This window comes from Corynebacterium sp. NML140438, assembly GCF_001875725.1.
Classification (GTDB): domain Bacteria; phylum Actinomycetota; class Actinomycetes; order Mycobacteriales; family Mycobacteriaceae; genus Corynebacterium.
On sequence record NZ_MLCQ01000017.1, the window covers coordinates 261,044 to 281,998 of the forward strand.

A 20,955-nucleotide genomic window follows, 5' to 3' on the forward strand; every position below is an offset into this window, starting at 1 on the left:
GCCTACTCTTCGATCGACTTATATGGGTTTTCCTCACCAGCTGGGCGGGCGTTTTCCCGAAGCTTTGCCAGTTCCTCATCACGGCGTCGTGCCTTCTCAAGCAGCTCTTCCATACGCGCCGAAGACTCCGGAACCGTATCAAGCTCGAACGCGATAGTGGGCGTAAAACGAACGCTCAACTGATCGCCGACGATCTTACGAATCTGACCACGGTGACGGTGCAGCGCCTCTGCCGCCTGGTCGTAATCTGGCTCGTCGTCAATGTTTTTGCCACGGACCGTGTAGTAGACGGTCGCATCGTGCAAGTCGCCAGTCACGCGGACATCCGTGATAGTCACCAATTCGAGGCGACAGTCTTTCACTTCACGCTCTATCGCCGACGCGACGATCACCTGGATCTGTTTCGCCAACCGCTGTGCGCGAGGATTCTCGGACATTTCGTCTCCTTTACTTCATTGGCACTCAATCTTTGAACAGTCTACCCTGCCACGACACGCCCTACTACTTCAAGAAGAGAAACGGCCCTGCTCATCTCCCTTTTAGGGAGGAGCAGGGCCGTTCTCGAATTATCGGCTAGTCGCGGGGGACTTCCACCATCTCGTATGCCTCGATGATGTCGTCGACTTGGATGTCCGGGTAAGACAGCACCATGCCGCACTCGTAACCCTTAGCAACTTCGGTCGCGTCGTCCTTTTCGCGTCGCAGCGAATCGATGGTCGCATCCGAGGTAACGACGTTGCCGTCGCGCACGAGGCGAATCTTCGCGCCACGCTTGACCTTGCCTTCTGTAACCATGCAGCCTGCGATGAGGCCGACGGAAGACGCCTTGAAGATCTGACGGATCTCGGCCTTGCCCAGGTCCTTCTCTTCGTAGATCGGCTTGAGCATGCCCTTCAGAGCCGCCTCGACTTCCTCGATGGCCTTGTAGATCACCGAGTAGTAACGGATCTCGACGCCCTCGTTGTTGGCCTCTTCCGTTGCTTTGCCCTCGGCGCGAACATTGAATGCCACGATGACGGCGTCAGATGCAGCTGCGAGTACGACGTTGGTCTGGGTAACAGCACCGACACCACGGTCGATGATGTTTACCTCGACTTCGTCGTCGACCTCGATCTTGAGCAGCGCGTCTTCCAGGGCCTCCACCGAGCCGGCGTTGTCGCCCTTGAGGATGAGGTTGAGCTGACTCGTCTCCTTGAGTGCCTGGTCCAGGTTCTCGAGGGAGACGCGCTTCTTGCTTCGAGCTTGCATTGCAGCACGGTGACGTGCATCACGCTGCGCAGCAATCTGACGAGCAACACGGTCGTCCTCAACTACCAGGAGGTTGTCACCTGGGCCTGGAACGCCGTTGAGACCCTGCACCTGAACAGGACGGGACGGGCCGGCTTCTTCGACATCGTTGCCCCACTCGTCGACCATGCGGCGGACGCGGCCGAAGTTGCCACCCACCACGATTGAGTCACCGACGCGCAGGGTACCGCGCTGCACGATAACAGTGGACACTGGGCCACGGCCACGGTCAAGGTGCGACTCAATGGCAACACCTTGCGCATCCATGTCCGGGTTCGCCTGCAGTTCGAGGGCAGCGTCAGCGGTGAGCAAGACGGCCTCGAGCAGTTCATCGATACCGGTTCCCTGCTTCGCAGAGATATCAATGAACATCGTGTCGCCACCGTACTCCTCCGGGACCAGACCGTATTCGGTGAGCTGTCCACGGATCTTATCTGGAGAAGCTTCAGGCTTATCCACCTTGTTTACTGCAACCACGATTGGCAGGTCTGCAGCCTTGGCGTGGTTGATAGCCTCAACCGTCTGCGGCATCACGCCGTCGTCAGCTGCGACCACCAGGATTGCGAGGTCTGTCGACTTCGCACCACGGGCACGCATAGCCGTGAATGCCTCGTGGCCCGGGGTATCGAGGAACGTGATCTTCCGTTCGACACCTTCGAGTTCAACGGTGGTCTGGTACGCACCGATGCCCTGCGTGATGCCACCGGCCTCACCGCGACCAACGTTGGCACGACGAATCGTGTCCAGCAGGCGGGTCTTACCGTGGTCAACGTGGCCCATGACAGACACCACTGGTGGGCGCTGTTCAAGGTCCTCATCGGTGCCTTCGTCCTCGCCGAACTGCAGGTCGAAGGACTCGAGCAACTCGCGGTCCTCGTCCTCGGGCGAGACGATCTTGACCTCGTAGTTAATTTCAGCGCCTAGCAGCTGCAGGGTCTCTTCGGGAACCGACTGCGTTGCTGTCACCATTTCGCCAAGGTTGAACAACGCCTGTACCAGGTTCGAAGCTTCGGTACCGATCTTCTCAGCGAAGTCAGCCAGGGTTGCGCCCTGACGCAAACGCACGGTCTTGCCACCGCCATCGGGAAGGCGTACGCCACCGATGACGTTTGGTGCATGCATCTCCTCGTACTCAGCCCTCTTCTGGCCCTTCGACTTACGACGACGCCCTGGCGCACCACCTGGACGGCCGAATGCACCCGCGGTACCACCACGACGACCACCGCGACCGCGGAAACCGCCGCCCTGTGGACCTCCCGGACCATGTCCGCCACGACCCCTGCCGTGTCCGCCACGACCGCCCCGGTTATCCGGCGCAGCGGCCTTGCGCGGCATTTGGGTTGGTGAAGGAGCCGCTGCCATATCCGCTGGGGACGGACGGCGGCCGCCTGGGCGCGGTGCGCCCGTTCCACGACCCTGTCCTTGACCCTGGCCTGGGCGCGGTCCGCCTTGACCGCCACGGCCTGGCTGGCCTCCGCGGCCACCCTGCGCACCGCGTCCGCCCGGGCGCGGAGCGGGCCGTGCGCCACCGGTATTCGAAGAAAATGGGTTGTTAGCTACCCGCGGGCGACCACCGGGTTTCGGCATTGGTCGCGGCATACCAGAGGGCTTCGGTGCAGCGGGCTTGGCTGCAGCTGGTTTTGGTGCAGCAGGCTTAGCAGCACCTGGCTTAGGTGCAGCAGGCTTGGCTGCAGCTGGTTTTGGTGCAGCAGGCTTAGCAGCACCTGGCTTCGCGGCGCCTGGCTTAGGTGCAGCAGGCTTCGCCGCTGCTGGCTTGGGCGCTGCTGGTTTGGCAGCACCCGGCTTCGGCGCTGCCGGTTTGGCAGCGGGCTTCGCTGCCTTCGCAGCAGGCTGCGCGGCATCCTTGGATGCCTCTTCCCCGCCACCGTTCTTCTCCTCGTACAACGCCATCATCTTCTTGACGACGGGAGGTTCAATGGTGGAGGAAGCTGTTTTTACGAACTCGCCTTCCTCTTTCAGTGTGGCGAGCAGTTCCTTGCTTGTTACGCCGAGCCGTTTTGCGAGCTCGTGTACGCGTAGCTTTCCGGGCACGTGTCTCCTCTTAGTTGGGCTAGAGGGCGGCACCGGAAACGGCGACCGGCCTCTAGACGTTGATTATGACTTTCATCGCTGATGCTGCTTCATTGTTGCGTTCTCATCAGTGTTCGGTCTTCCTTACTTCTGTTGGGTCTTTCGCCTTATCAGCGAGGTACTTGTGTACATGACCTACATCCGCCGGAGCGGACAGACGGAGAGCGCGAGAGAAAGCTCTACGCTCTTCCGCCAGCTTTAAAGCATCCCATGTGGGAGTTATCCATGCTCCCCGCCCTGGTAACGATCGGGTGGGGTCCGCAAGTACAACACCTGGAACAGTACCGTCAGCAACAACCCGGAGCAATTCCCTATCTGGAAGTTTCCGGCCTGTGGCTATACAGGTGCGACGACGGATTGAGCGTTTGCTCGTTGAAGTCATCCACACCCTTCTTCCACTTCTTGACATTGCTGACGGCTATTACGTGGCTAACACCACGTTGGGAAATTAGCCACGGACCAGCCTACGCCACTTTGCCAAGTTTTTATAAGCGTCGCGTGAATTTTCGCGGCGACGGTCGGGATTCGGCGTCGTTAATTCGCTGCTGCGTCGGAGTGGATGTCGATCTTCCAGCCGGTAAGGCGCGCTGCCAGGCGTGCGTTTTGGCCCTCTTTACCAATCGCCAAGGACAACTGGTAGTCCGGCACCGTCACTCGCGCTACCTGCGCAACTGGGTCAACGACTTCCACTTTGACAACCTTCGACGGAGCCAGCGAGTTACCGACGTAGGTCGCCGGGTCTTCGGCCCAGTCGATGATGTCGATCTTCTCTCCACCAAGTTCCTTCATCACGTTCGAGACGCGGGAACCGCGCGGACCGATGCATGCGCCCTTCGCGTTGACGCCCTTCACCGTCGCACGCACCGCAATCTTGGAACGGTGTCCCGCCTCGCGGGCAATGCCTACGATTTCAACGGTGCCGTCTGCGATTTCTGGAACCTCGAGCGCAAACAGTCCCCGCACCAACTCAGGGTGGGTACGCGAAAGGCTTACCTGCACTCGGCGGTCGGTCTTATTGACGCCCACTACGTATGCCTTGATGCGGTCTCCGTGCTTGAGCGTTTCGGAGGGAATCTTCTCCGCAGGGATGAGCAGGCCGTCCTGCGGGTCAGCCTCTGTGCCGAGCTGTACGACGGAGATCCCGCGGGCCTCCGCCTGGGCGTCTCGCTGCACGATGCCGGAGACCACAGTTCCCTCGGCACCGGAGTACTCCTCGTAGACACGCCCGGCTTCAACAGCCAGGAGCTTGCCCTTGATGGCGTCGCGTACCGCGCGGGCGCCGATTCGGGAGAAATTCACTGGGGTGACGTCGTACTCCGAGATGACTTCGCCATCAGCGTCCAGTTCGGAGACCATGACGGTGACATCGCCTGTTTCAGAGTCGATGTCGACGCGCGCCTTGTGGTTCTCGTCCTGGGGGGTTTCCAGGTTATCCGTGTACGCGAAGAGCAGCGCCGAGGCGATAGTTTGGAGCAGTTCGTCGAATCCGATCCCCTGCTGAGTTTCAATATTCTTTAAGACTTGAACGTCAATATTCACTTGTCTTCCTCCGGTTCCCTTACAGGGTTGCTGCTACTTCTGCTTCTTCAAACGTCGCTTCGCTGAGTTCTCGCTCAGCTGCGGGCGGCGCATTGAACTCAATTTCTACCACTGATTTGGGCATTTCGGAAACTTCCAAGATCTGTACCGACGGGGTTTTCTTCCCAGTTTCAATGAGCACGACTTTTGTTTCCTCAGGGTTCATTGCCCCAATCCGCCAGGTAGAGCTCTGGCCGTTGGTGTCGTTCACCTTGACCAATCGCCCGCGGTTGCGGCGCCAGTGACGCGCTGCTGTGAGTGGAAGGTCGACGCCAGGCGTGGTGACCTCCAGTGTGTAGCCGGCCCCGAACGAGAACGCACCGCTTTCTTCCTCCGCGTCGAGTAGCTCCCCGATCTCGTTGGACACGACCTCGAGTTCGTCAAGCGTTGGTCGGGAGTCTGCATCAAGCGCGATGACGATCTGCGACTTTTTACCGGCCTTGACCGCCTTGATGTGTTCGATGTCCATCTTGTGGCGCTGAGTCAGCGGCTCGATGAGTGTCTCTAATTCTCGGGAAGTTGGAAAAGCCATGTGCCCACCATAGCGCGACGCAAACGTGCTAGCGTTTTCCCCGTGAAAAAATTGCTGGTTGCTGTTCTCGCGGTGCCGTTGGGGCTTTCGCTCGCCTCGTGCGATCTTCTCGACGTGGTCGGACCTCGCCCCGACAAGTCCGTGCTTGGCCTTGCGAATCAGGCTACTGCTGATGCGCAGAGCCTTTCTGAACCTGCGCTTGCGGAGCTTCGCAGCAAGCAAGCGCAGGAGCTGTACGGCGAGGTTACACGGCTGTGCGGCAGCATCGACGCGGAAGTACCACGCAGCTGCGAGTTCTCCGCCGATCCGCGGGAACTTGCAGGCGCCAGCGACGCCGTGCAGCTCCGGGAGTCCGCGGTGCAGTCGTTGAGCACGTCGCTGGACAAGGTTCCAGCTGAGTCGCGCGACTTAGTGGCTGCGCAGGCCGTCGATATCGTGGCGGCGACCGGGCCAGCGCTTGATAGCGAGAGCACCGTCGCGCTCCAGCACAAGGATGACATCGCGCAAGCCAGCCGGGCGCTGCAGACCGAGTACGAGTTCCTCTACGGCATCGGCCTTGCAAAGGCATTCGCTGATGCGCCACTGCATGCACGGATCGCCACGTTGGAAGAAGCAGCTAATGAGCGTGTCGCGTTCCTGCGCTCTTCGCTGCGCGACGCCAATTCGATCCCCGTCGCGGCCGCGGGATACCAACTCGCCCACGGCGAAGCACTGGCGGATGCAGCGGATGCTGAATCACTTGTCGACGCCCTCTCCGCCCAGTTGATTCACTCCTGGAGGAGCACCGTGGCCCAGGCACACTCCGCGGAGTGGAAAGAGCAAAGCCTTATGCTTGCCGCTCAGGCGCAGCACGCATAAGGCCTGATCTCACTCCGCCGAGCTGATTAGTTTTCGGCGATGAGCTGCTGCAGCTTCGCCACGACCTCACCTGCTGGGACCTCGAGGGTTTCGCCGCCGCGGATGCGCAGCTCGACAATGCCGTCGGCGAACGAGCGTCCAAGGATCACGAGGAATGGCATGCCGAGCAGCTCGGCATCCTTGAACTTTACGCCCGGGGAAACCTTTGGGCGGTCGTCGTACAGCACTTCAATGCCTTTGTCGCTGAGTTCCTGCACGAGGGCGTCGCCAGCTTCCATGGCTGCCTTGTCCTTGTTCGCAACTGCGACGTGGACCTGGTACGGCGCGATCGCGACTGGCCACACAAGGCCCTTCTCGTCGTGCTTCTGCTCCGCGACGACGGCCATCATGCGCGAGATGCCGATGCCGTAGGAGCCCATCGTCGGCACGGCGCGCTTGCCGTTTTCGTCAAGGATCTGCACGTCCATCGCTTCGGTGTACTTGCGTCCGAGTTGGAAGATGTGCCCCAGTTCAATGCCGCGGGCGAGTTCAACGGTGCCGTTGCCGGATGGCGAGGGGTCGCCTTCCTTGATTTCTGCGGCCTCGATGAACCCGTCGACGGTGAAGTCGCGGCCAGCAACGAGTCCGACGACGTGCTTCTGAGGAGCGTCGGCACCAGTGATCCACGCGGATCCTTCCACTACGCGCGGGTCCGCGAGGACACGCACGCCATTGGCTTGCAGCGCGCGCGGGCCGACATAGCCCTTGACCAGGAAGTCGCTCTTTGCGAAGTCCTCGTCGCTGGCCAGCTCAAACGTCGCGGGTTCCAGCGACGCTTCCAGGCGCTTCTCGTCCAGCTCGCGATCGCCCGGGATCACAATGCCGACCAGTTGCGGGCCGACCGGCTTACCGTTCTCGTCGAGCACGCGGGGGTCGTCGACCTTAATCATCATGCACTTCAGGGTATCGGAGGCATCGGCAGGGCGGCCGTCGATAAGCACTCCTGCCTCCTGTGCCCACTCCACGAGTGCCGCGATGGTCTCGGAAGCTGGTGTGTCGTGCTCGACGGCCTCCGGCAACCCCTCAATCGGGCGTGGTTCCGGCGCAACCGTGGTCACGGCCTCAACGTTGGCTGCGTAGTCCCCCGCGGTGGACACAGCGAAGGTGTCCTCGCCGTTCTCGGAGTACGCAAGGAACTCCTCGGATGCGGAGCCGCCCATCGCACCAGACGTGGCCTTGCAGATCTCGTAGCGGATGCCAACGCGGTTGAAGATGCGCTGGTAGGTCTCGCGGTGCTTGGCGTACGCGTTATCCAGGCCCTCGTCCGACATGTCGAAGGAGTAGGAGTCCTTCATCACGAACTCGCGGCCGCGCAAGATGCCGGCACGGGGGCGTGCTTCGTCGCGGTACTTGGTCTGGATTTGGTAGAGGGTGACCGGGAAGTCCTTGTAGGAGGAATACATGTCCTTGACTGCCGCGGTGAACATCTCTTCGTGGGTTGGGCCGAGCAGCATGTCGGCGCCCTTGCGGTCCTGCAGACGAAAGAGGTCGTCGCCGTATTCGGTCCAGCGGTTGGTCAGCTCGTATGGTTCGCGTGGCAGAAGTGCCGGGAACAACAGCTCTTGTGCGCCCATAGCATCCATTTCTTCACGGACGATGCCTTCAATCTTGCGCAGGGTACGAAGCCCGAGTGGGAGCCAGTTGTAGACGCCCGGCGCGGCGCGGCGGACGTAGCCTGCTCGGACGAGCAGTTTGTGGCTTGGAACTTCGGCATCGGCTGGGTCTTCGCGCAGCGTGCGCAGGAAGAGCTCTGACAGGCGTGTAATCATGGGGCATATCTTAGCGCTAGGGTGAGTTGCATGTTGATCTTGCTCCCTCCTTCCGAGACGAAGGCGCCCGGCGGCGAGCGCGACGCCATGTCTGTCTCCTTCCCTGCCCTTGATTCGGTGCGCGTTTCGCTTTTCGACGACCTCTCCGCAATGGACGTGGACGAGATGATGGCGCTGTTGAAGATTCCGAAGACGAAGCGGGAGGAGGCGGTGGAGAATCAGTCGTTGCGTTCGGGCCCGGTGATGCCTGCGATTTATCGCTATACGGGGGTGTTGTATGACGCGCTGGATCCTGAGACGTTGCCGGATGAGGCGATTCGCCGTTTGGCGGTCGGCTCGGCGCTGTTTGGCGTTGTGCGTGCTGATGACATGATTCCGCGGTATCGCGTCTCTGCCTCGTCGAAGGTGCCTGCTGCGGATGGGTCCCTGCCGACGATGCGGGCACGTTGGGGATCGGCGGTATCCGAGGTGCTTGCGGGGGAGCCGTTCGTGGTGGATATGCGCTCTGGCGCGTACGAGAAGCTGGGGCCTGTCGATGGTGCGGTGACGGTGAGGGTGGAGTCCGTTGCCCCGGATGGGTCGCGCAAGGTGGTCAGTCACTTTAATAAGCACTACAAGGGGTTGCTGGCCAGGGCGCTGGCGCGGGGGCCGGAGGTCGCGTCGATAGACGAGGTCGCCGAAGTTGCCCGGGCCGCGGGCTATGTTGTCGAGGTGAATGGTTTGGTGCTGACGCTTGTGGTGGAGGGGACGTAGATGGGTGCGCAGGTGAACTGGAAACCGTGGGGCGTTGCTGCCATTGTGCTGCTAGCGCACGTGGCGCTGTTACTGCTGTACTGGGACAGTATTCCCGACCCTATTGCGGTGCATTTTGACGCGGTGGGGCAGGCGGATGGCTGGGAGCCGAAGACGCTGCTGCACGTGCTGATGATGCCGCTGTATTCAGCAGGAACTGCCCTGCTAATGTTTGCGTGCCTTCCTCCACGTGGGCTTGCACAGCCACAGCCGGTCCCTGGGAGTCCCTCCGTACCGTACTCGGTGAGTGTTGCGCAGCGGGTAGAACAGGTTGTGCACCTGACGTGGCGCTTCTTGGGATGGTTCGCGGTAGCGGTTGCTGTCGCGTTTCTCGTCAGCGACGTGACAACGCGCCTGCCAGCATTTGCGCACATGCAGTGGTTGGCCCCCGCTGTTTGGGTGGCGTTCACCATCCTGGTTGTCGTCGGCAGTCTCGTGCTGATGGTGCGGCTGACGTCCTCGAAGAAGGTCGAGCCCGATGCGGAGGAGATTGCCCGCGCTGATGACGAATTCTTCTTAGGCGTCTACAACGCCCCGAGCGATCCGATGGCCGCAATTTCAGTTCCGTCCCGGCCGACTCGCCTCATCATCAACCGTGGGCAGCAGTTGGGCAAACGGTACTTGGTACGGGTGCTGGCCGCTGTCGTGGTGTACACGCTCTTCACGGTGCTGGTGGCCATGCTATGAAAAAGGTGTTTGGGCTCCTCGCCGCCATTGTGCTGCTCGCTGCCGGTAGCTGGGTCTGGCAGCAGGTCGACGCCCCGGAGGCTGAGTTTCGCGTCGCACAGGTTGTTGACGGCGACACGATCGTTGTCGACGGCCCCGATGGGCAAGAGCGCGTTCGCCTGCTCGGGATTGATACTCCGGAGCGCGGCGAGTGCTTAGCTGACGACGCAACCCGGCGACTTGAGGAGCTCCTCCCCGAAGGCGCGGGTGTACGCCTCGAATACGACCAGGAGCGCACCGACCGCTACGGTCGCACGCTTGCCGGTGTGTTTCGCGACGGCCAATTCGTCAACGCCGTGATGGTGTCCGAGGGGCTTGCCCGCGTCGTCGAGTACGCGCCGAACACGAAGTTCACGCAGCGTCTCGAGGCAGAGGCCGCACCCGCGGTGCGCGATTCCCTCGGCATCTACGGGCTGGGGTCCGAGTGCTGGTTTACCGAACCAACGCAACAGGTGACGTTGGAGATGCTCACCTCCGGCATCGAGGAACTCGAGCGCTCTCCCGGTGACCGCGGCCTTGCCGGCCGCTGCCAGCACTACGTCGACGCGCTGCGCGACAGCGTGAAGCGCACCCGAAACTTCACGTTCCGCGAGCCCGCCATGGAGTACCTCGACGAGCAGCAGCGTCTTATCGACGAGCTGTCAGCACCGTAAACTTCGAGTTCCTCGCCACCTGCTCCACCTGTGCAAAACGTTTCGCGACCTGGGCACGGTACGGCAGGTGCGAGTTGAACACCACGAAGAGCTGACCGTCCGGCTTGAGTAGGCGACGCGATGCGTCCAGCAGGTGTTCCACCAGCGTCGTGTCCACGGTCGTGCCCGCGTGAAAGGGCGGGTTGAGCGCCACGGTGTCGAAGGAGGCGTCGGCAAACTTGCTTCCGGCATCATCCCAGGTCGCGTCAATACCGATCGCGCGGGCCGAAAGCACCGCGTCCGCGTCAGCATCCGTGGCACACACCTCCCCCTCAAGCCCCTTCGAAACAGCCCCATTGCCGCAACCGAGGTCCAATAGCGCGCCGGGTGTGTCCGGAAGGCACGAGCGCAGCAATTGCCCGCCGTAATCTGCCCGCGCACCCGCGAAGACGCCTCCGATAGCGACGAACCCGTTTTCTTCGATCGGCGCGAAGGACACAGGCTTTGGGCCACGCGCCGCGAGGCAGCGGAATTTACCTCTACCCCGCGTGGCGTGCACCTCGACGAAGGACTGCTCCAACACGCCGTTCATGGTGCGACTCAGGTGTTTGTTGTTCGCCCCCAACACGACGTCCGCCTGCGTGAACCCTGCACCCGCGATACTTCGCGCAACGTAGTCGAGCCTCGCAAGGGACTTCGGCATCTCCCCCAACGCAACGCACGAACCGGACAACCCCGCCAGGTACTCGTCGAGGCGCTGATCGCCGACGACCTCTGCGCCCAACGCTGCTGCTTGCTGGCAGCGGGAGTAGTCCGTGTCCGCGACGACCACGCGCTTCCCGCTTTCCACACCGGCACGCACAAGCGCCCCGGTCGGGTCGTTGCACACGATGAGCATGTCGGCTGACCCGAACCCCTCGAATTCACTCGCCTGCTCCCAGATCAGCCGGTCAAGCGCGCGCACGGCCACTTACCTCCCACTGCGTCAACACCAGATACTGCTGCATGTTCTCTCCTTTTGCTCCTTGCTCAGACAGTTTAGGCTGTTGGCATGCATTACCCTGAGCTCCACCACCACTTTGCGGAGGCACTCCCGGACATGGTCGCCCCCGTGGCGCCCACGCACTTCCCCAACGCCAAGGTGAGCTACCTCAACGAGTCAGTCGCGTCCGAGCTCGACCTCGACACGGAGTGGCTTCGCAGTGATGAGGGTATCGCCTGGATGTGCGGTGCCACGGGCGGGGTGGCAACGGCCTACGCCGGCCACCAATTCGGCTCGTTCGTGCCCCTGCTTGGCGACGGCCGCGCCACCCTCCTCGGCAACCGCAACGGCTACGAGATCCAGCTCAAGGGAAACGCGCGCACCCCTTTCTCTCGCCCAGGCTCCGACGGGAAAGGCCCCCTGACCGCGATGCTGCGCGAGTACCTGGTCTCGGAACATATGCACGCGATCGGTGTTCCAACCACACGCGCGCTGGCCGTCATCAGCACAGGGGAGACGATCATGCGCAGCAGCGGTCCCGTCCCAGCGGGCATCGTGGTCCGTGTGGCGCGCTCCCACCTGCGCGTTGGCTCGGTGCAATACGCAGCAACCCAGTCCCATGAGCTCTTGGAGGCCGTCGTGCACGCCGCGGGTTTCGATGCTGCGGAAAGGCTGCTGGAGGTGGTCGTCGACAAGCAGCTTGACCTGGTTGCGCGGTGGATGCGCTACGGGTTCGTACACGGCGTCATGAACACGGACAATACCGCGCTCAGTGGCGAAACCATCGACTACGGACCCTGCGCCTTCACCCAGGCGTTTGAACCGCATGCGTGTTTCTCATCCATCGATCGGAATAGGCGCTACTGCTTCGGAGCCCAGCCCAACGTGATCGCATGGAACCTAGTCCGCCTCGCGGAAGCACTGCTCCCTCTGATGCCGGAGTCAGGCGCCAACGAGATCCTTGCCACCATCCCTGAGCGCTGGGAGAGCGCCACCAAGCGTTGGTTCGGGCCGAACGGCCTCGATGCAGTAGTAGGTGTCGACGACCTCGCCGCTTACAACCGCGAACACGGCATCAACGGGCGCCCGGGTCCGCTGTACATGCCGAGGAACTTCGCGCTCCAAGAGGCACTCGACGCGGTCGAGCACGATGGCGACTACAGACTGTTGACCGCTTTGCTCCAGGCAGTCACCCACCCATACGACGCGGATGCCGGGGAGCCGTGGATGCTCGAGAAGGAACCTGACGGCGCATTCACGACGTTCTGCGGAACATAAAAAGCCACACGGCTCCGGTACAACCCGAAACCGTGTGGCCAAAACTTTCAAGCGGCTACTACGCCTGCAGGCCGAGCGTCCTTTGCGTCCACTCCCACTGCTTCTCGTACGCCGCCTTGTCATCGCGCAGCGATACACCATAGGTCGGGAACATTTCGTGCAGCTTGTCGCCCCAAGAGACCATACGCTCGCCGAAGCAGCGCTCCAGCAGCTCAATCATCGCAGCCGGGGTAATCGATGCACCCGGCGACGCACCCAGGATGCCCGCGATCGTGCCGTCCTGGTCGTTGACCAGCGCGGTACCGAACTCAAGGGAACCGAACTTCGGCGCGCGTGCTGGCTTAATCACCTGGACACGCTGGCCAGCAACTGCAACATCCCAGTCAGCCGGGTTGACCTCCGGGTAGTACTGGCGCAGCACGTCGATCTTGCCGTCGAAGTCGCGGAAGACTTCCTCCACCAGGTACTTCACCAGGCCGATGTTTGAGGCCGCAACACCGAGGTAAGAAGGAATGTTGTCAGGGCGAATCGACTTGAACAGGTCCAGGTAGGAACCCTTCTTCAAGAACTTCGGGCTCCAACCGCCGTAGGGGCCGAACAGCAGGGACTGTTCGCCGTCAATGACACGAAGGTCAAGGTGCGGCACAGACATTGGAGGTGCGCCAACCTTTGCCTTGCCGTATACCTTGGCCTGGTGCTGCGCGACGAGCTCCTGGTTGTTGGTTCGCAGCCACATGCCGGAAATCGGGAACCCCGCGTAGCCGTGCACTTCCGGCACGCCTGCCTTACGCAGCAGGTCGAGGGCGTAGCCGCCTGCACCTACGAACACGAAGCGTGCACGTGCAACATGCTTATCGCCAGTGCGAACGTTGCGGACGGTGACGTTCCACAGCTTGCCCTCACGCTTTAGGTTGAGCACCTCGTGCCCGTAGTGGATCTGGGTGCCAGCCTTTTCCGAGGCGTCGAAGAACTGACGGGTTAGCGCCCCATAGTTAATGTCAGTGCCAGCATCCATCCATGAAATCGCGACTGGCTCAGCACCAAAATCACGGCCCCTCGCCATCAGTGGCAGCTTCTCGGCAAACGTGGACTCCTCCGCTGAAAACTCCATGCCCGGGAACATGTGGTTCGCCGACAGCGCCTCGTAGCGGCGACGCAGATAATCAATCTGGTCCTGCCCTTGTGCGAACGAAACATGTGGCACTGGGTGAATGAACTCGCTCGGATCCCCCAGCTTGCCGTTCTCAATCTGATGAGACCAGAACTGGCGCGCAGTCTGGAACTTCTCATTAATCGCGAGCGCCTTCGTGATCTGAATCTGCCCATTCTTTTCAGGCGTGTAGTTCAACTCACACAGCGCAGAGTGCCCGGTACCCGCATTGTTCAGTGGGTAGGAAGATTCCTGCGCTGGCCCCTCGAGTCGTTCATACACCGCTTGGGTCCACTCCGGCTCAAGCTCCCGAATCATTGCTCCCAGCGTGGCACTCATAATTCCGGCGCCGATATGCAGTACGTCAACCTCATCAACGTACTGGATGTTGCCCGTGTCAGACATTCGTATTATTCCCTCTTCGATCCATATCGTTGTACGAGTGCAACGCACACCTCAAGCAGGTGCGTGACCTCTCAAACCATACGCTTGGTAGCTGAACGGTTTCCACCTTACGTTACCCCTTGAGCCCACATTTTGTTTCTGGTTTATTTGTGCAGTCTCAACACCCCTACACCCGCCCCCACCCCCTGGGCCAAATGTCGAATGCGGCGGTAGGGATCGAGCCAAGCAAGTTTTCGGCCAGTCCGTTACCATTCCTACATGGCCAAAACTAGCAACAACCACTGGCAACCGGATGTCTTGGGGGAAGGATTTGAGCAGCTGACGCTCCCCCTTGGAGAAGACCCAGATACCCACCAGCCGGTCGTCGCAACCCTTGTACGAATGAGCCCACCGCCACCACCGAAACCTGAACAACCAGCTTTGCTGTGGATTCACGGCATGTCCGATTACTTTTTCCAGGATCATGTGGCCGAACACTTCCACGAACAGGGTTATCCATTTTATGCACTCGACCTTCGCCGCTGCGGGCGCTCACGGCAGCGAGGTGAGCGCTGGCATTACACCCGGGACATGTCCCACTACTTCCCTGAGATTACGAAGGCGGTGCAGTACGTAGCCCAGGAACACGACCAGGTGGTACTCCTCGCGCACTCAACGGGCGGGCTCATCGCACCGCTGTGGGCGGATGAGATGCGCCGCAACAACCTGGAAGTCCACAGGCTTGTCGCTGGCATCATCCTGAACAGCCCGTGGCTGGACCTTCAATTCCCGAAAGCGCTGACGACAGTGCTTAAACCGGTCGTTAATACTCTTGGCCGAGTGGTCCCACTGCTCCCCCTTCCAGGAGGAAGTCTTACTGCCTACGGTAAATCTCTCCACTACGAGGATCATGGTTCATGGTCCTTCAACAAACAGTGGAAACCGATCTCTGGGCATCGGAAGTATTTCGGCTGGATGCGCGCTGTAATCCAGGCGCAGGCAAAAATTCACTCGGGGACGATAAACGCAGGTGTTCCAACGCTGGTCCTGCATTCCTCGCATTCTTTTTTGAAAGACGAGTACACCCCGGCCGCCGATACTGCGGACACGATCCTGGACGTCGACCAGATCAGTTACTGGGCGCCCCACGTTGCCGACGACACCACCACCGTCGCCATCGATGGCGCCCGCCACGACGTCTTTCTTTCCGAGCCTTATTCGCGCACTGCCGCCTACCGCGCTTCCATCCAGTGGCTGCAGACCCTCACAACACCTAAGGAGTAACCAATGAGCATTCACGTAGACGAACACTATGACCTCATTATTATTGGCACCGGATCCGGCAACTCGATCCTTACGCCGGAGTTCGACGACAAGAAGGTTGCCATCGTCGAGAAAGGCACCTTCGGTGGCACGTGCCTCAACGTCGGCTGTATCCCTACAAAGATGTATGTTCTCGCCGCCGACGCCGCTTACCAGGCCCGCACGTCCAAGAAGCTCGGCGTCGATTTGGAATACCGCGGCGTCGATTGGTCCTCAATCATCGACCGCGTCTTCACCGAGCGGATCGACAAGATCGCTGAGGGTGGCGAAGCCTACCGACGCAGCAACGAGTGCCCCAACGTCACCGTCTTCGACCAGCACGCGAAATTCGTCGGCCCAAAGACAATTTCCACCGGCATCGGCGACGACGCACGCACGATCTCCGCGGATCAGATTGTGATCGCCGCAGGATCGCGCCCCTTCATTCCTGAGTGGGCAAAGGCGGTTCCGTTCCACACAAACGAGGACATCATGCGCCTGCCGGAGCTACCCAAGTCCCTGACGATCGTTGGCGGCGGGTTCATCGCGATGGAGTTCGCCCACGTCTTCGATGCTCTCGGCACGAAGGTCACGGTGGTCAACCGCTCACCGTTCCTGCGCACGCTCGATGAGGACATCACCCAACGCTTCAATGAGCTCGCCCAAGAGCGTTTCGACGTCCACTTCGGCACCGTCCGCGACGCCCAGCACAACGAAGACGGGGTGACAATCACCCTCGACGACGGCACCACCATCACCAGCGAGCACCTTCTGATCGGCATGGGCCGTATCCCGAACGGCGACCAGATGTCGCTCGAGGCATCCGGCATCGATATGGAAGATGACGGTCGCGTGGCCGTCGATAGTTACGGACGCACCTCCTGCCCCGGCGTGTGGGCACTCGGTGACGTGTCCTCTCCGTACCAACTCAAGCATGTAGCTAACGCGGAGATGCGCGCCGTGCGCCACAACCTACTGGCGGCGATGAATGGCGCGCCAGAATCCGAGTACCGCGTCATGCCGCACGAACATGTCCCATTCGCCGTCTTCACCGAGCCACAGATCGCCACAGTTGGCCTCACGGAGGAGGAAGCAAAGAAGGCGGACTACGACATCACCGTGAAACAACAGAACTACGGCGACGTTGCCTACGGCTGGGCACTCGAGGACACCTCGGGCATTGTAAAGCTTGTCGCCGACAAGAAAACTGGGAGACTCCTGGGAGCCCATCTTATTGGCCCACAGGCATCCACCCTGATCCAACAACTAATCACCATCATGGCGTTCGACATGGACCTTCGAGAGGTTGTGCGCAAGCAATACTGGATCCACCCCGCTCTGCCAGAGGTCATCGAGAACGCAATTCTTGGTCTTGACCTTGTATTTATCGGCGATTAAAACTTCCAACCACCCCAAAAAGGGGTGACGTGAAGCATAGGCAAGGTAACCCTATCGCCTTCGTCCGTTTTCCCAGGTGGCACAATCTCATGTAACGCGTGTGCCACACGCGACGATTCACTTGTCGGCATAAAGGCCCACACACAAGCTCGCTGCAAGTTCTCTCATGGCTTTTTGGGGATAACTTGTGCAATCTAGCCCCGGTTGGTCTAAAGTAGGTCACCGACACCGGGCAGAGTCCACATGGGGCTTGCTATCGGTCCTAGAACCATCACCGGTTCTGGATTTCTCCGAACTTTCACCCGGACGTCTTGTAAGTAACTATCAGAGAAGGATTTCGTTTCATGCGTAATTTCCGTAAGGCAGCCCTCGCAGGCGCTACCGCAGTCGCTGTAGCATTCGGCTCCGCAACCGTCGCTATTGCTGAAGAAGGCACGACCCCTGAGGTCACCACGACCAACGTCGCTCCGGACAAGCAGATTGACAAGAACAAGGGTCTTGGTGGCTCTTCCACCAAGATCGGCCACTCGCTCGGTGCTTGGGAGAAGGACAAGGACGGCAAGGTTCAGGCTAAGGGCGCTAACGCTAAGGCTCTCTTCGGCATCAAGAAGGAAGGCTTTGATAAGCAGCCAGTTTGGGCACAGGTCGGCTACTTCATCACCGTCTTCACCTCCGTCGCTGCAGCAGTTGGCCTGTTCGTTGGACCTGCGTACAACTTCGTTGTTCACGGTCTGCCAGCGCTGAACAAGTAATCGCGGATTTCCGCACCTGAAAACATCAATTTCGAAAGAAGGAAACTCAATGCGTAACTTCCGCACCGCAGCTGTTGCTTCCGCAACCGCACTGACCGTTGCTCTCGGTGGCGTGGCTACCGCTTCCGCAGCAGAACCCAACCCTACTGAGACCCAGAAGGCTGACCAGCAGGTCATCTTCGTTGGCAAGCAGGAAGGCGACAAGGACGCAGGCAAGGTCATCGCCGACGGCACCAAGGGCCTGTTCTCCGGCCTCGGTTCTTCCCAGTACTTCGACAAGGAAGACCGCGATAAGCCGTTCTACATCACCGATGCTTTCGGTAAGGAGACCGACGTCAAGGCTGTTCCACAGTGGGCACGTACCTGGATCGATGGCACCGTCATCGCTGGCATCGGCGCACTGGTTGGCCTGATCATCGCTGGCTTCAACTTCGCTTCCTACAACGGCCTGATCAAGTTCTAAGATCAGCTCTCTAGGAAACGTCACTGCCCCGTCGCATCGCGCGACGGGGCAGTTTTCTTTTTCTGGCAAATGAACCGCTGCTAGCGACTTAGTAAAAGCACCAGCAGCGGTTCAGCGCCTTTCGAAACTGTTTACGCCCCCAACATCAGCTGCCCTTCCGCAACGTCCTTATCCGGAATGGTGAGGATCTCGTTGCCATCGTCAGTAATGACCAGGGTGTGCTCGAACTGGGCCGTGAACTTACCGTCGCGGTTTTGTACTGTCCAGCCGTTATCCCAAATGTCGTACGGCAGCGCGCCGAGATTGATCATCGGTTCGATAGTCAGCGTCATCCCAGGCTCCAGGATGTCCCGGTATGCATCCGAGTCGTAGTGGAGCACCACGAGTCCGTTGTGGAACGTGGGACCAACCCCGTGGCCAGTAAAGTCGGTCACCACGTTGTAGCCGAAGCGCTTCGCATAGGACTCGATGACCCTGCCGATCACGTTGATCTCACGGCCAGGCTTCGCCACCTTGATACCGCGCATCATCGCCTCGTACGTGCGCTGGACCAGATCCTTATGCTCCTGAGTGACATCGCCGGCGAGGAACGTCGCATTTGTATCACCGTGGACGCCGTTCTTATACGCGGTGACGTCGATGTTGACGATGTCGCCGTCCTCAATCACCGTAGTATCCGGGATGCCATGGCACACGATCTCATTCAGTGACACGCAGCAGGACTTCGGGAAGCCGCGGTAGCCGAGCGTGGACGGGTACGCGCCGTGGTCGAGCATGTACTCGTGGGCCACGCGGTCGATCTCGTCGGTTGTCACGCCAGGCTTTACTGCTGCACCCGCAACCGCCAGTGCATTCGCGGCGATCTTGGAGCTCTCACGCATCTTCTCGATCGTCTCGGCGTCTTGTACGTATGGCTCGCCGATGTTCTCCTGTACGTCGTCCTTCCAGGCATACTCAGGGCGCTCAATGTCCTTTGGTACTTTCCGAATCGGAGTGGACGCTTGTTGTTGTAGCTTTCCTCGTTTACTCATGCGCCCCATAGTAGTACCCGACTACTGAGGATAAACTAAGCCCCTCGCGACTGGTCCAGATTCACCAGCATCGAGTTCGTCAACGCGACTGCAGCCTCCGAGCCGCCGCCGAGCACAACAAGAGATGCGAAAGCGATATCATCATCAACGCGATAGCCGGTGAACCACGAGTGAGAACCTCGGTTGATTTCGGCCTCACCAGTCTTGCCACGGATATCACCACCGGCGGTCATTCCCGCCGCGGTACCACCCGGGGCGGTCACCGCCGCCATCATTTCCTGGAGCTGGTGCCACGCCTCGTCAGGCATACGGGGCGCAGACTCGCTCAGCTCAGTCTCCGCCCCCTTGATCAGGTATGGCGTCGGCATCGACCCGTTTGCTGCAGACGCCGCCACAAGCGCCATGCCAAATGGGCTCACAAGGTCGTGACCCTGCCCGTATCCGGCCTCTGTCCTATCAAGTGGCTCCTCACCCACCGGGATGGAACCGGTGATGGTCTCCAGTCCGGGAATCTTCATATCGAGGCCCAACCCGAACTGCTTGCCGATATCTCGGAGCTCACCTGGAGCGAGCTTCGTCGAAATGTCGGCGAACGTCGTGTTGCACGAGTGCGCAAAAGCAGACTGCAGCGAAACGTTACCGAGGGAGAACCCGGCATAGTTTGTCACGGTCCTGCCGTACAGGTTCATGGTCCCCGGGCAAGGCACGGTACTACCCGGAGTAAGAGCCTGTCGCTCAAGACCGGCGGCTGCCGTGATGATCTTGAACGTTGAACCCGGCGGGTACTGGCCCATCGTTGCAAGGTTGCCCTCACGGTCGGCTTCGCGCGTCTGCGCAACAGCAAGCACCGCACCATTGGATGGGCGGATAGCAACAATCATCGCCTGTCGTCCGGCATACGGCTCGAGTGCTCGCTCTGCAGCCAGCTGCACGCTGTGGTCCAGGCTCACCTCAATCGCGGGTGCAGGAGCCGGGGCGTGGCGTTCAACGTCCTCCAGCACTGCGCCGTGCTCATTGACTACGCTGACGCTCCAGCCGGCATCACCGATCAAGTCATCGCGCACAAGCTCACCGACGCGAGCGAGCATATCCGGCGCGAAATCCGGCTCGATATTCACCATCGCCGCTTCCTCGTTGATGCGCACTCCAGGCACGGAGTTAAACGCTGCCTTGGCGGCATCTCCGAATTCAGCAGGCACGATCGCAACAGAGTAGGTCCCTTTGGCTTCCGCAAGGTTGCGTTCGAGCTCATCCACAGGAACCTCGGGAACTACAGATGACTTACCGTGGGCATCTTGGAGGAAAGAGGAAATCCTGCGAGCGGTGTCCGGGATATCGCGCACTGCATGCTTTTCCACCAGAATGCGAAACGCTGTCCCAGGCCGCAGCAGCTCCACTCCATCGGAAGAAACGACACTAGCCTTCGATGCCGCTACCGAGCGCAGCTCCAGGTGTTGCTGCGCACCCAGGCGCGGATGCAAGATGCTCGGCTGCCAACGCACGGTCCACTTCTCACCGATCTGGGTCAGCGTCATGTGAGAGTCGTACTCGAGCGTGCGTTCTTTCGGCAGACCCCACTTCAAGTGGTACGAGACAGTTGCCAGGTTGTCACTCTGGCTCACGTCGTTAATCGTCGCCTCGAGCGCCTCTGCCTGGAGTCCTTCAACCGTTTCTTGGAACGAGGCGTTGGCTTCGGAGGGGACGTCAACAAGCTCCTGAAAATGAGTCCCGTCGAGGCTGACAAGCGCGTCGAGAAACTCGCGTGCGACGGGCTCAACATCATTCGGGCGCGGCGTACAGGCTGTGGCCAGCGCGCCCGTGAAAACTACGCTCAGGAGCAAAGCGAGGAGACGTTGCATGGACCCAAAGTACCAAGACCACAGCGAAACGTCGCCTGCGCCACTCCAACCG

General features: G+C 60.4%; 19 protein-coding genes. 9 read left to right on the forward strand and 10 right to left on the reverse strand.

Features of this window, described 5'->3' with window-relative positions; all coding sequences use genetic code 11:
• Positions 1-2 precede the first annotated feature (2 nt).
• The 5 genes from rbfA to rimP form a co-directional block, all read right to left on the reverse strand.
• Positions 3-437, reverse strand: a complete 435-nt coding sequence (rbfA, locus tag BJP08_RS04290) for a 30S ribosome-binding factor RbfA (RefSeq protein WP_071568418.1) — start codon at positions 435-437, stop codon at positions 3-5.
• 136 nt (positions 438-573) lie between these two features.
• Positions 574-3,339 carry a translation initiation factor IF-2 gene (gene infB, locus BJP08_RS04295; protein WP_071568419.1) on the reverse strand — a complete coding sequence of 922 codons (2,766 nt, stop codon included), beginning with the start codon at positions 3,337-3,339 and terminating at the stop codon, positions 574-576.
• Between the two features lie 106 nt (positions 3,340-3,445).
• A complete protein-coding gene (locus BJP08_RS04300) occupies positions 3,446-3,787 on the reverse strand; it encodes a YlxR family protein (RefSeq protein WP_143110010.1) in 342 nt (113 codons plus the stop codon).
• A gap of 125 nt (positions 3,788-3,912) precedes the next feature.
• Entirely contained in the window at positions 3,913-4,917 is a 1,005-nt protein-coding gene (nusA, locus tag BJP08_RS04305) for a transcription termination factor NusA (RefSeq protein ID WP_071568421.1), read from the reverse strand.
• A gap of 19 nt (positions 4,918-4,936) precedes the next feature.
• Positions 4,937-5,488: a ribosome maturation factor RimP gene (gene rimP, locus BJP08_RS04310; RefSeq protein ID WP_071568422.1), complete on the reverse strand. Its 552-nt coding sequence runs from the start codon at positions 5,486-5,488 to the stop codon at positions 4,937-4,939.
• Positions 5,489-5,530: 42 nt separating this feature from the next.
• Here rimP and BJP08_RS04315 point away from each other — a divergent pair, with 42 nt between their 5' ends.
• Positions 5,531-6,346: a DUF4439 domain-containing protein gene (locus tag BJP08_RS04315; RefSeq protein WP_071568423.1), complete on the forward strand. Its 816-nt coding sequence runs from the start codon at positions 5,531-5,533 to the stop codon at positions 6,344-6,346.
• 26 nt (positions 6,347-6,372) lie between these two features.
• On the opposite strand, the gene BJP08_RS04320 is transcribed toward BJP08_RS04315, so the two are convergent.
• Complete coding sequence (locus tag BJP08_RS04320) at positions 6,373-8,154, reverse strand: proline--tRNA ligase (RefSeq protein ID WP_071568424.1); 1,782 nt, start codon at positions 8,152-8,154, stop codon at positions 6,373-6,375.
• A gap of 30 nt (positions 8,155-8,184) precedes the next feature.
• Between BJP08_RS04320 and yaaA the strand changes: the two genes are divergently transcribed.
• From yaaA to BJP08_RS04335, 3 genes are read left to right on the forward strand one after another with little or no spacing between them, the layout of a single operon-like run.
• The gene (gene yaaA / locus BJP08_RS04325; protein WP_071568425.1) at positions 8,185-8,907 is read left to right on the forward strand and encodes a peroxide stress protein YaaA; all 723 of its coding nucleotides are present in this window, start codon (positions 8,185-8,187) and stop codon (positions 8,905-8,907) included.
• A complete protein-coding gene (locus BJP08_RS04330) occupies positions 8,908-9,633 on the forward strand; it encodes a DUF1648 domain-containing protein (protein ID WP_071568426.1) in 726 nt (241 codons plus the stop codon).
• Positions 9,630-10,325, forward strand: coding sequence for a thermonuclease family protein (locus BJP08_RS04335; protein ID WP_071568427.1), 696 nt, complete (start codon positions 9,630-9,632; stop codon positions 10,323-10,325). The genes BJP08_RS04330 and BJP08_RS04335 overlap by 4 nt, the downstream gene beginning before the upstream one ends.
• Here BJP08_RS04335 and BJP08_RS04340 read toward each other — a convergent pair.
• Entirely contained in the window at positions 10,300-11,268 is a 969-nt protein-coding gene (locus tag BJP08_RS04340; protein ID WP_071568597.1) for a class I SAM-dependent methyltransferase, read from the reverse strand. The two genes, BJP08_RS04335 and BJP08_RS04340, sit on opposite strands and share 26 nt — an antisense overlap.
• Before the next feature lie 87 nt (positions 11,269-11,355).
• On the opposite strand from BJP08_RS04340, the gene BJP08_RS04345 reads away from it, so the two are divergent.
• Positions 11,356-12,564 carry a protein adenylyltransferase SelO family protein gene (locus BJP08_RS04345; protein ID WP_071568428.1) on the forward strand — a complete coding sequence of 403 codons (1,209 nt, stop codon included), beginning with the start codon at positions 11,356-11,358 and terminating at the stop codon, positions 12,562-12,564.
• A 58-nt stretch (positions 12,565-12,622) separates the two neighbouring features.
• Here BJP08_RS04345 and mqo read toward each other — a convergent pair whose 3' ends face one another.
• Positions 12,623-14,119, reverse strand: coding sequence for a malate dehydrogenase (quinone) (gene mqo, locus BJP08_RS04350; RefSeq protein ID WP_071568429.1), 1,497 nt, complete (start codon positions 14,117-14,119; stop codon positions 12,623-12,625).
• A gap of 258 nt (positions 14,120-14,377) precedes the next feature.
• On the opposite strand from mqo, the gene BJP08_RS04355 reads away from it, so the two are divergent.
• The 4 genes from BJP08_RS04355 to BJP08_RS04370 all read left to right on the forward strand — a co-directional run bounded on the left by BJP08_RS04355 (position 14,378) and on the right by BJP08_RS04370 (position 18,013).
• Entirely contained in the window at positions 14,378-15,382 is a 1,005-nt protein-coding gene (locus tag BJP08_RS04355; protein WP_071568430.1) for an alpha/beta hydrolase, read from the forward strand.
• A gap of 3 nt (positions 15,383-15,385) precedes the next feature.
• On the forward strand, positions 15,386-16,798 hold the full coding sequence (gene mtr, locus BJP08_RS04360) for a mycothione reductase (protein ID WP_071568431.1): 1,413 nt from the start codon (positions 15,386-15,388) through the stop codon (positions 16,796-16,798).
• 344 nt (positions 16,799-17,142) lie between these two features.
• Entirely contained in the window at positions 17,143-17,550 is a 408-nt protein-coding gene (locus BJP08_RS04365; protein WP_071568432.1) for a hypothetical protein, read from the forward strand.
• A 49-nt stretch (positions 17,551-17,599) separates the two neighbouring features.
• Positions 17,600-18,013 (forward strand): hypothetical protein, encoded by a 414-nt coding sequence (locus BJP08_RS04370; RefSeq protein WP_071568433.1) that lies wholly within the window; start codon positions 17,600-17,602, stop codon positions 18,011-18,013.
• Positions 18,014-18,144: 131 nt separating this feature from the next.
• On the opposite strand, the gene map is transcribed toward BJP08_RS04370, so the two are convergent.
• Together map and BJP08_RS04380 are read right to left on the reverse strand one after the other, a co-directional pair.
• Positions 18,145-19,044, reverse strand: coding sequence for a type I methionyl aminopeptidase (gene map / locus BJP08_RS04375; protein ID WP_071568598.1), 900 nt, complete (start codon positions 19,042-19,044; stop codon positions 18,145-18,147).
• 35 nt (positions 19,045-19,079) lie between these two features.
• Entirely contained in the window at positions 19,080-20,903 is a 1,824-nt protein-coding gene (locus BJP08_RS04380; protein WP_071568434.1) for a penicillin-binding transpeptidase domain-containing protein, read from the reverse strand.
• Between the last annotated feature and the right edge of the window lie 52 nt (positions 20,904-20,955).

Bases quoted from the DNA above. Each gene is read 5' to 3' on its own strand.
- BJP08_RS04365 (WP_071568432.1), top strand. From the start codon at position 17,143: ATGCGTAATTTCCGTAAGGCAGCCCTCGCAGGCGCTACCGCAGTCGCT.
- mqo (WP_071568429.1), bottom strand. From the start codon at position 14,119: ATGTCTGACACGGGCAACATCCAGTACGTTGATGAGGTTGACGTACTG.
- BJP08_RS04335 (WP_071568427.1), top strand. From the start codon at position 9,630: ATGAAAAAGGTGTTTGGGCTCCTCGCCGCCATTGTGCTGCTCGCTGCC.
- yaaA (WP_071568425.1), top strand. From the start codon at position 8,185: ATGTTGATCTTGCTCCCTCCTTCCGAGACGAAGGCGCCCGGCGGCGAG.
- BJP08_RS04355 (WP_071568430.1), top strand. From the start codon at position 14,378: ATGGCCAAAACTAGCAACAACCACTGGCAACCGGATGTCTTGGGGGAA.
- BJP08_RS04300 (WP_143110010.1), bottom strand. From the start codon at position 3,787: ATGTCAAGAAGTGGAAGAAGGGTGTGGATGACTTCAACGAGCAAACGC.
- map (WP_071568598.1), bottom strand. From the start codon at position 19,044: ATGAGTAAACGAGGAAAGCTACAACAACAAGCGTCCACTCCGATTCGG.
- BJP08_RS04330 (WP_071568426.1), top strand. From the start codon at position 8,908: ATGGGTGCGCAGGTGAACTGGAAACCGTGGGGCGTTGCTGCCATTGTG.
- BJP08_RS04345 (WP_071568428.1), top strand. From the start codon at position 11,356: ATGCATTACCCTGAGCTCCACCACCACTTTGCGGAGGCACTCCCGGAC.
- BJP08_RS04370 (WP_071568433.1), top strand. From the start codon at position 17,600: ATGCGTAACTTCCGCACCGCAGCTGTTGCTTCCGCAACCGCACTGACC.
- rbfA (WP_071568418.1), bottom strand. From the start codon at position 437: ATGTCCGAGAATCCTCGCGCACAGCGGTTGGCGAAACAGATCCAGGTG.
- mtr (WP_071568431.1), top strand. From the start codon at position 15,386: ATGAGCATTCACGTAGACGAACACTATGACCTCATTATTATTGGCACC.
- BJP08_RS04320 (WP_071568424.1), bottom strand. From the start codon at position 8,154: ATGATTACACGCCTGTCAGAGCTCTTCCTGCGCACGCTGCGCGAAGAC.
- BJP08_RS04380 (WP_071568434.1), bottom strand. From the start codon at position 20,903: ATGCAACGTCTCCTCGCTTTGCTCCTGAGCGTAGTTTTCACGGGCGCG.
- rimP (WP_071568422.1), bottom strand. From the start codon at position 5,488: ATGGCTTTTCCAACTTCCCGAGAATTAGAGACACTCATCGAGCCGCTG.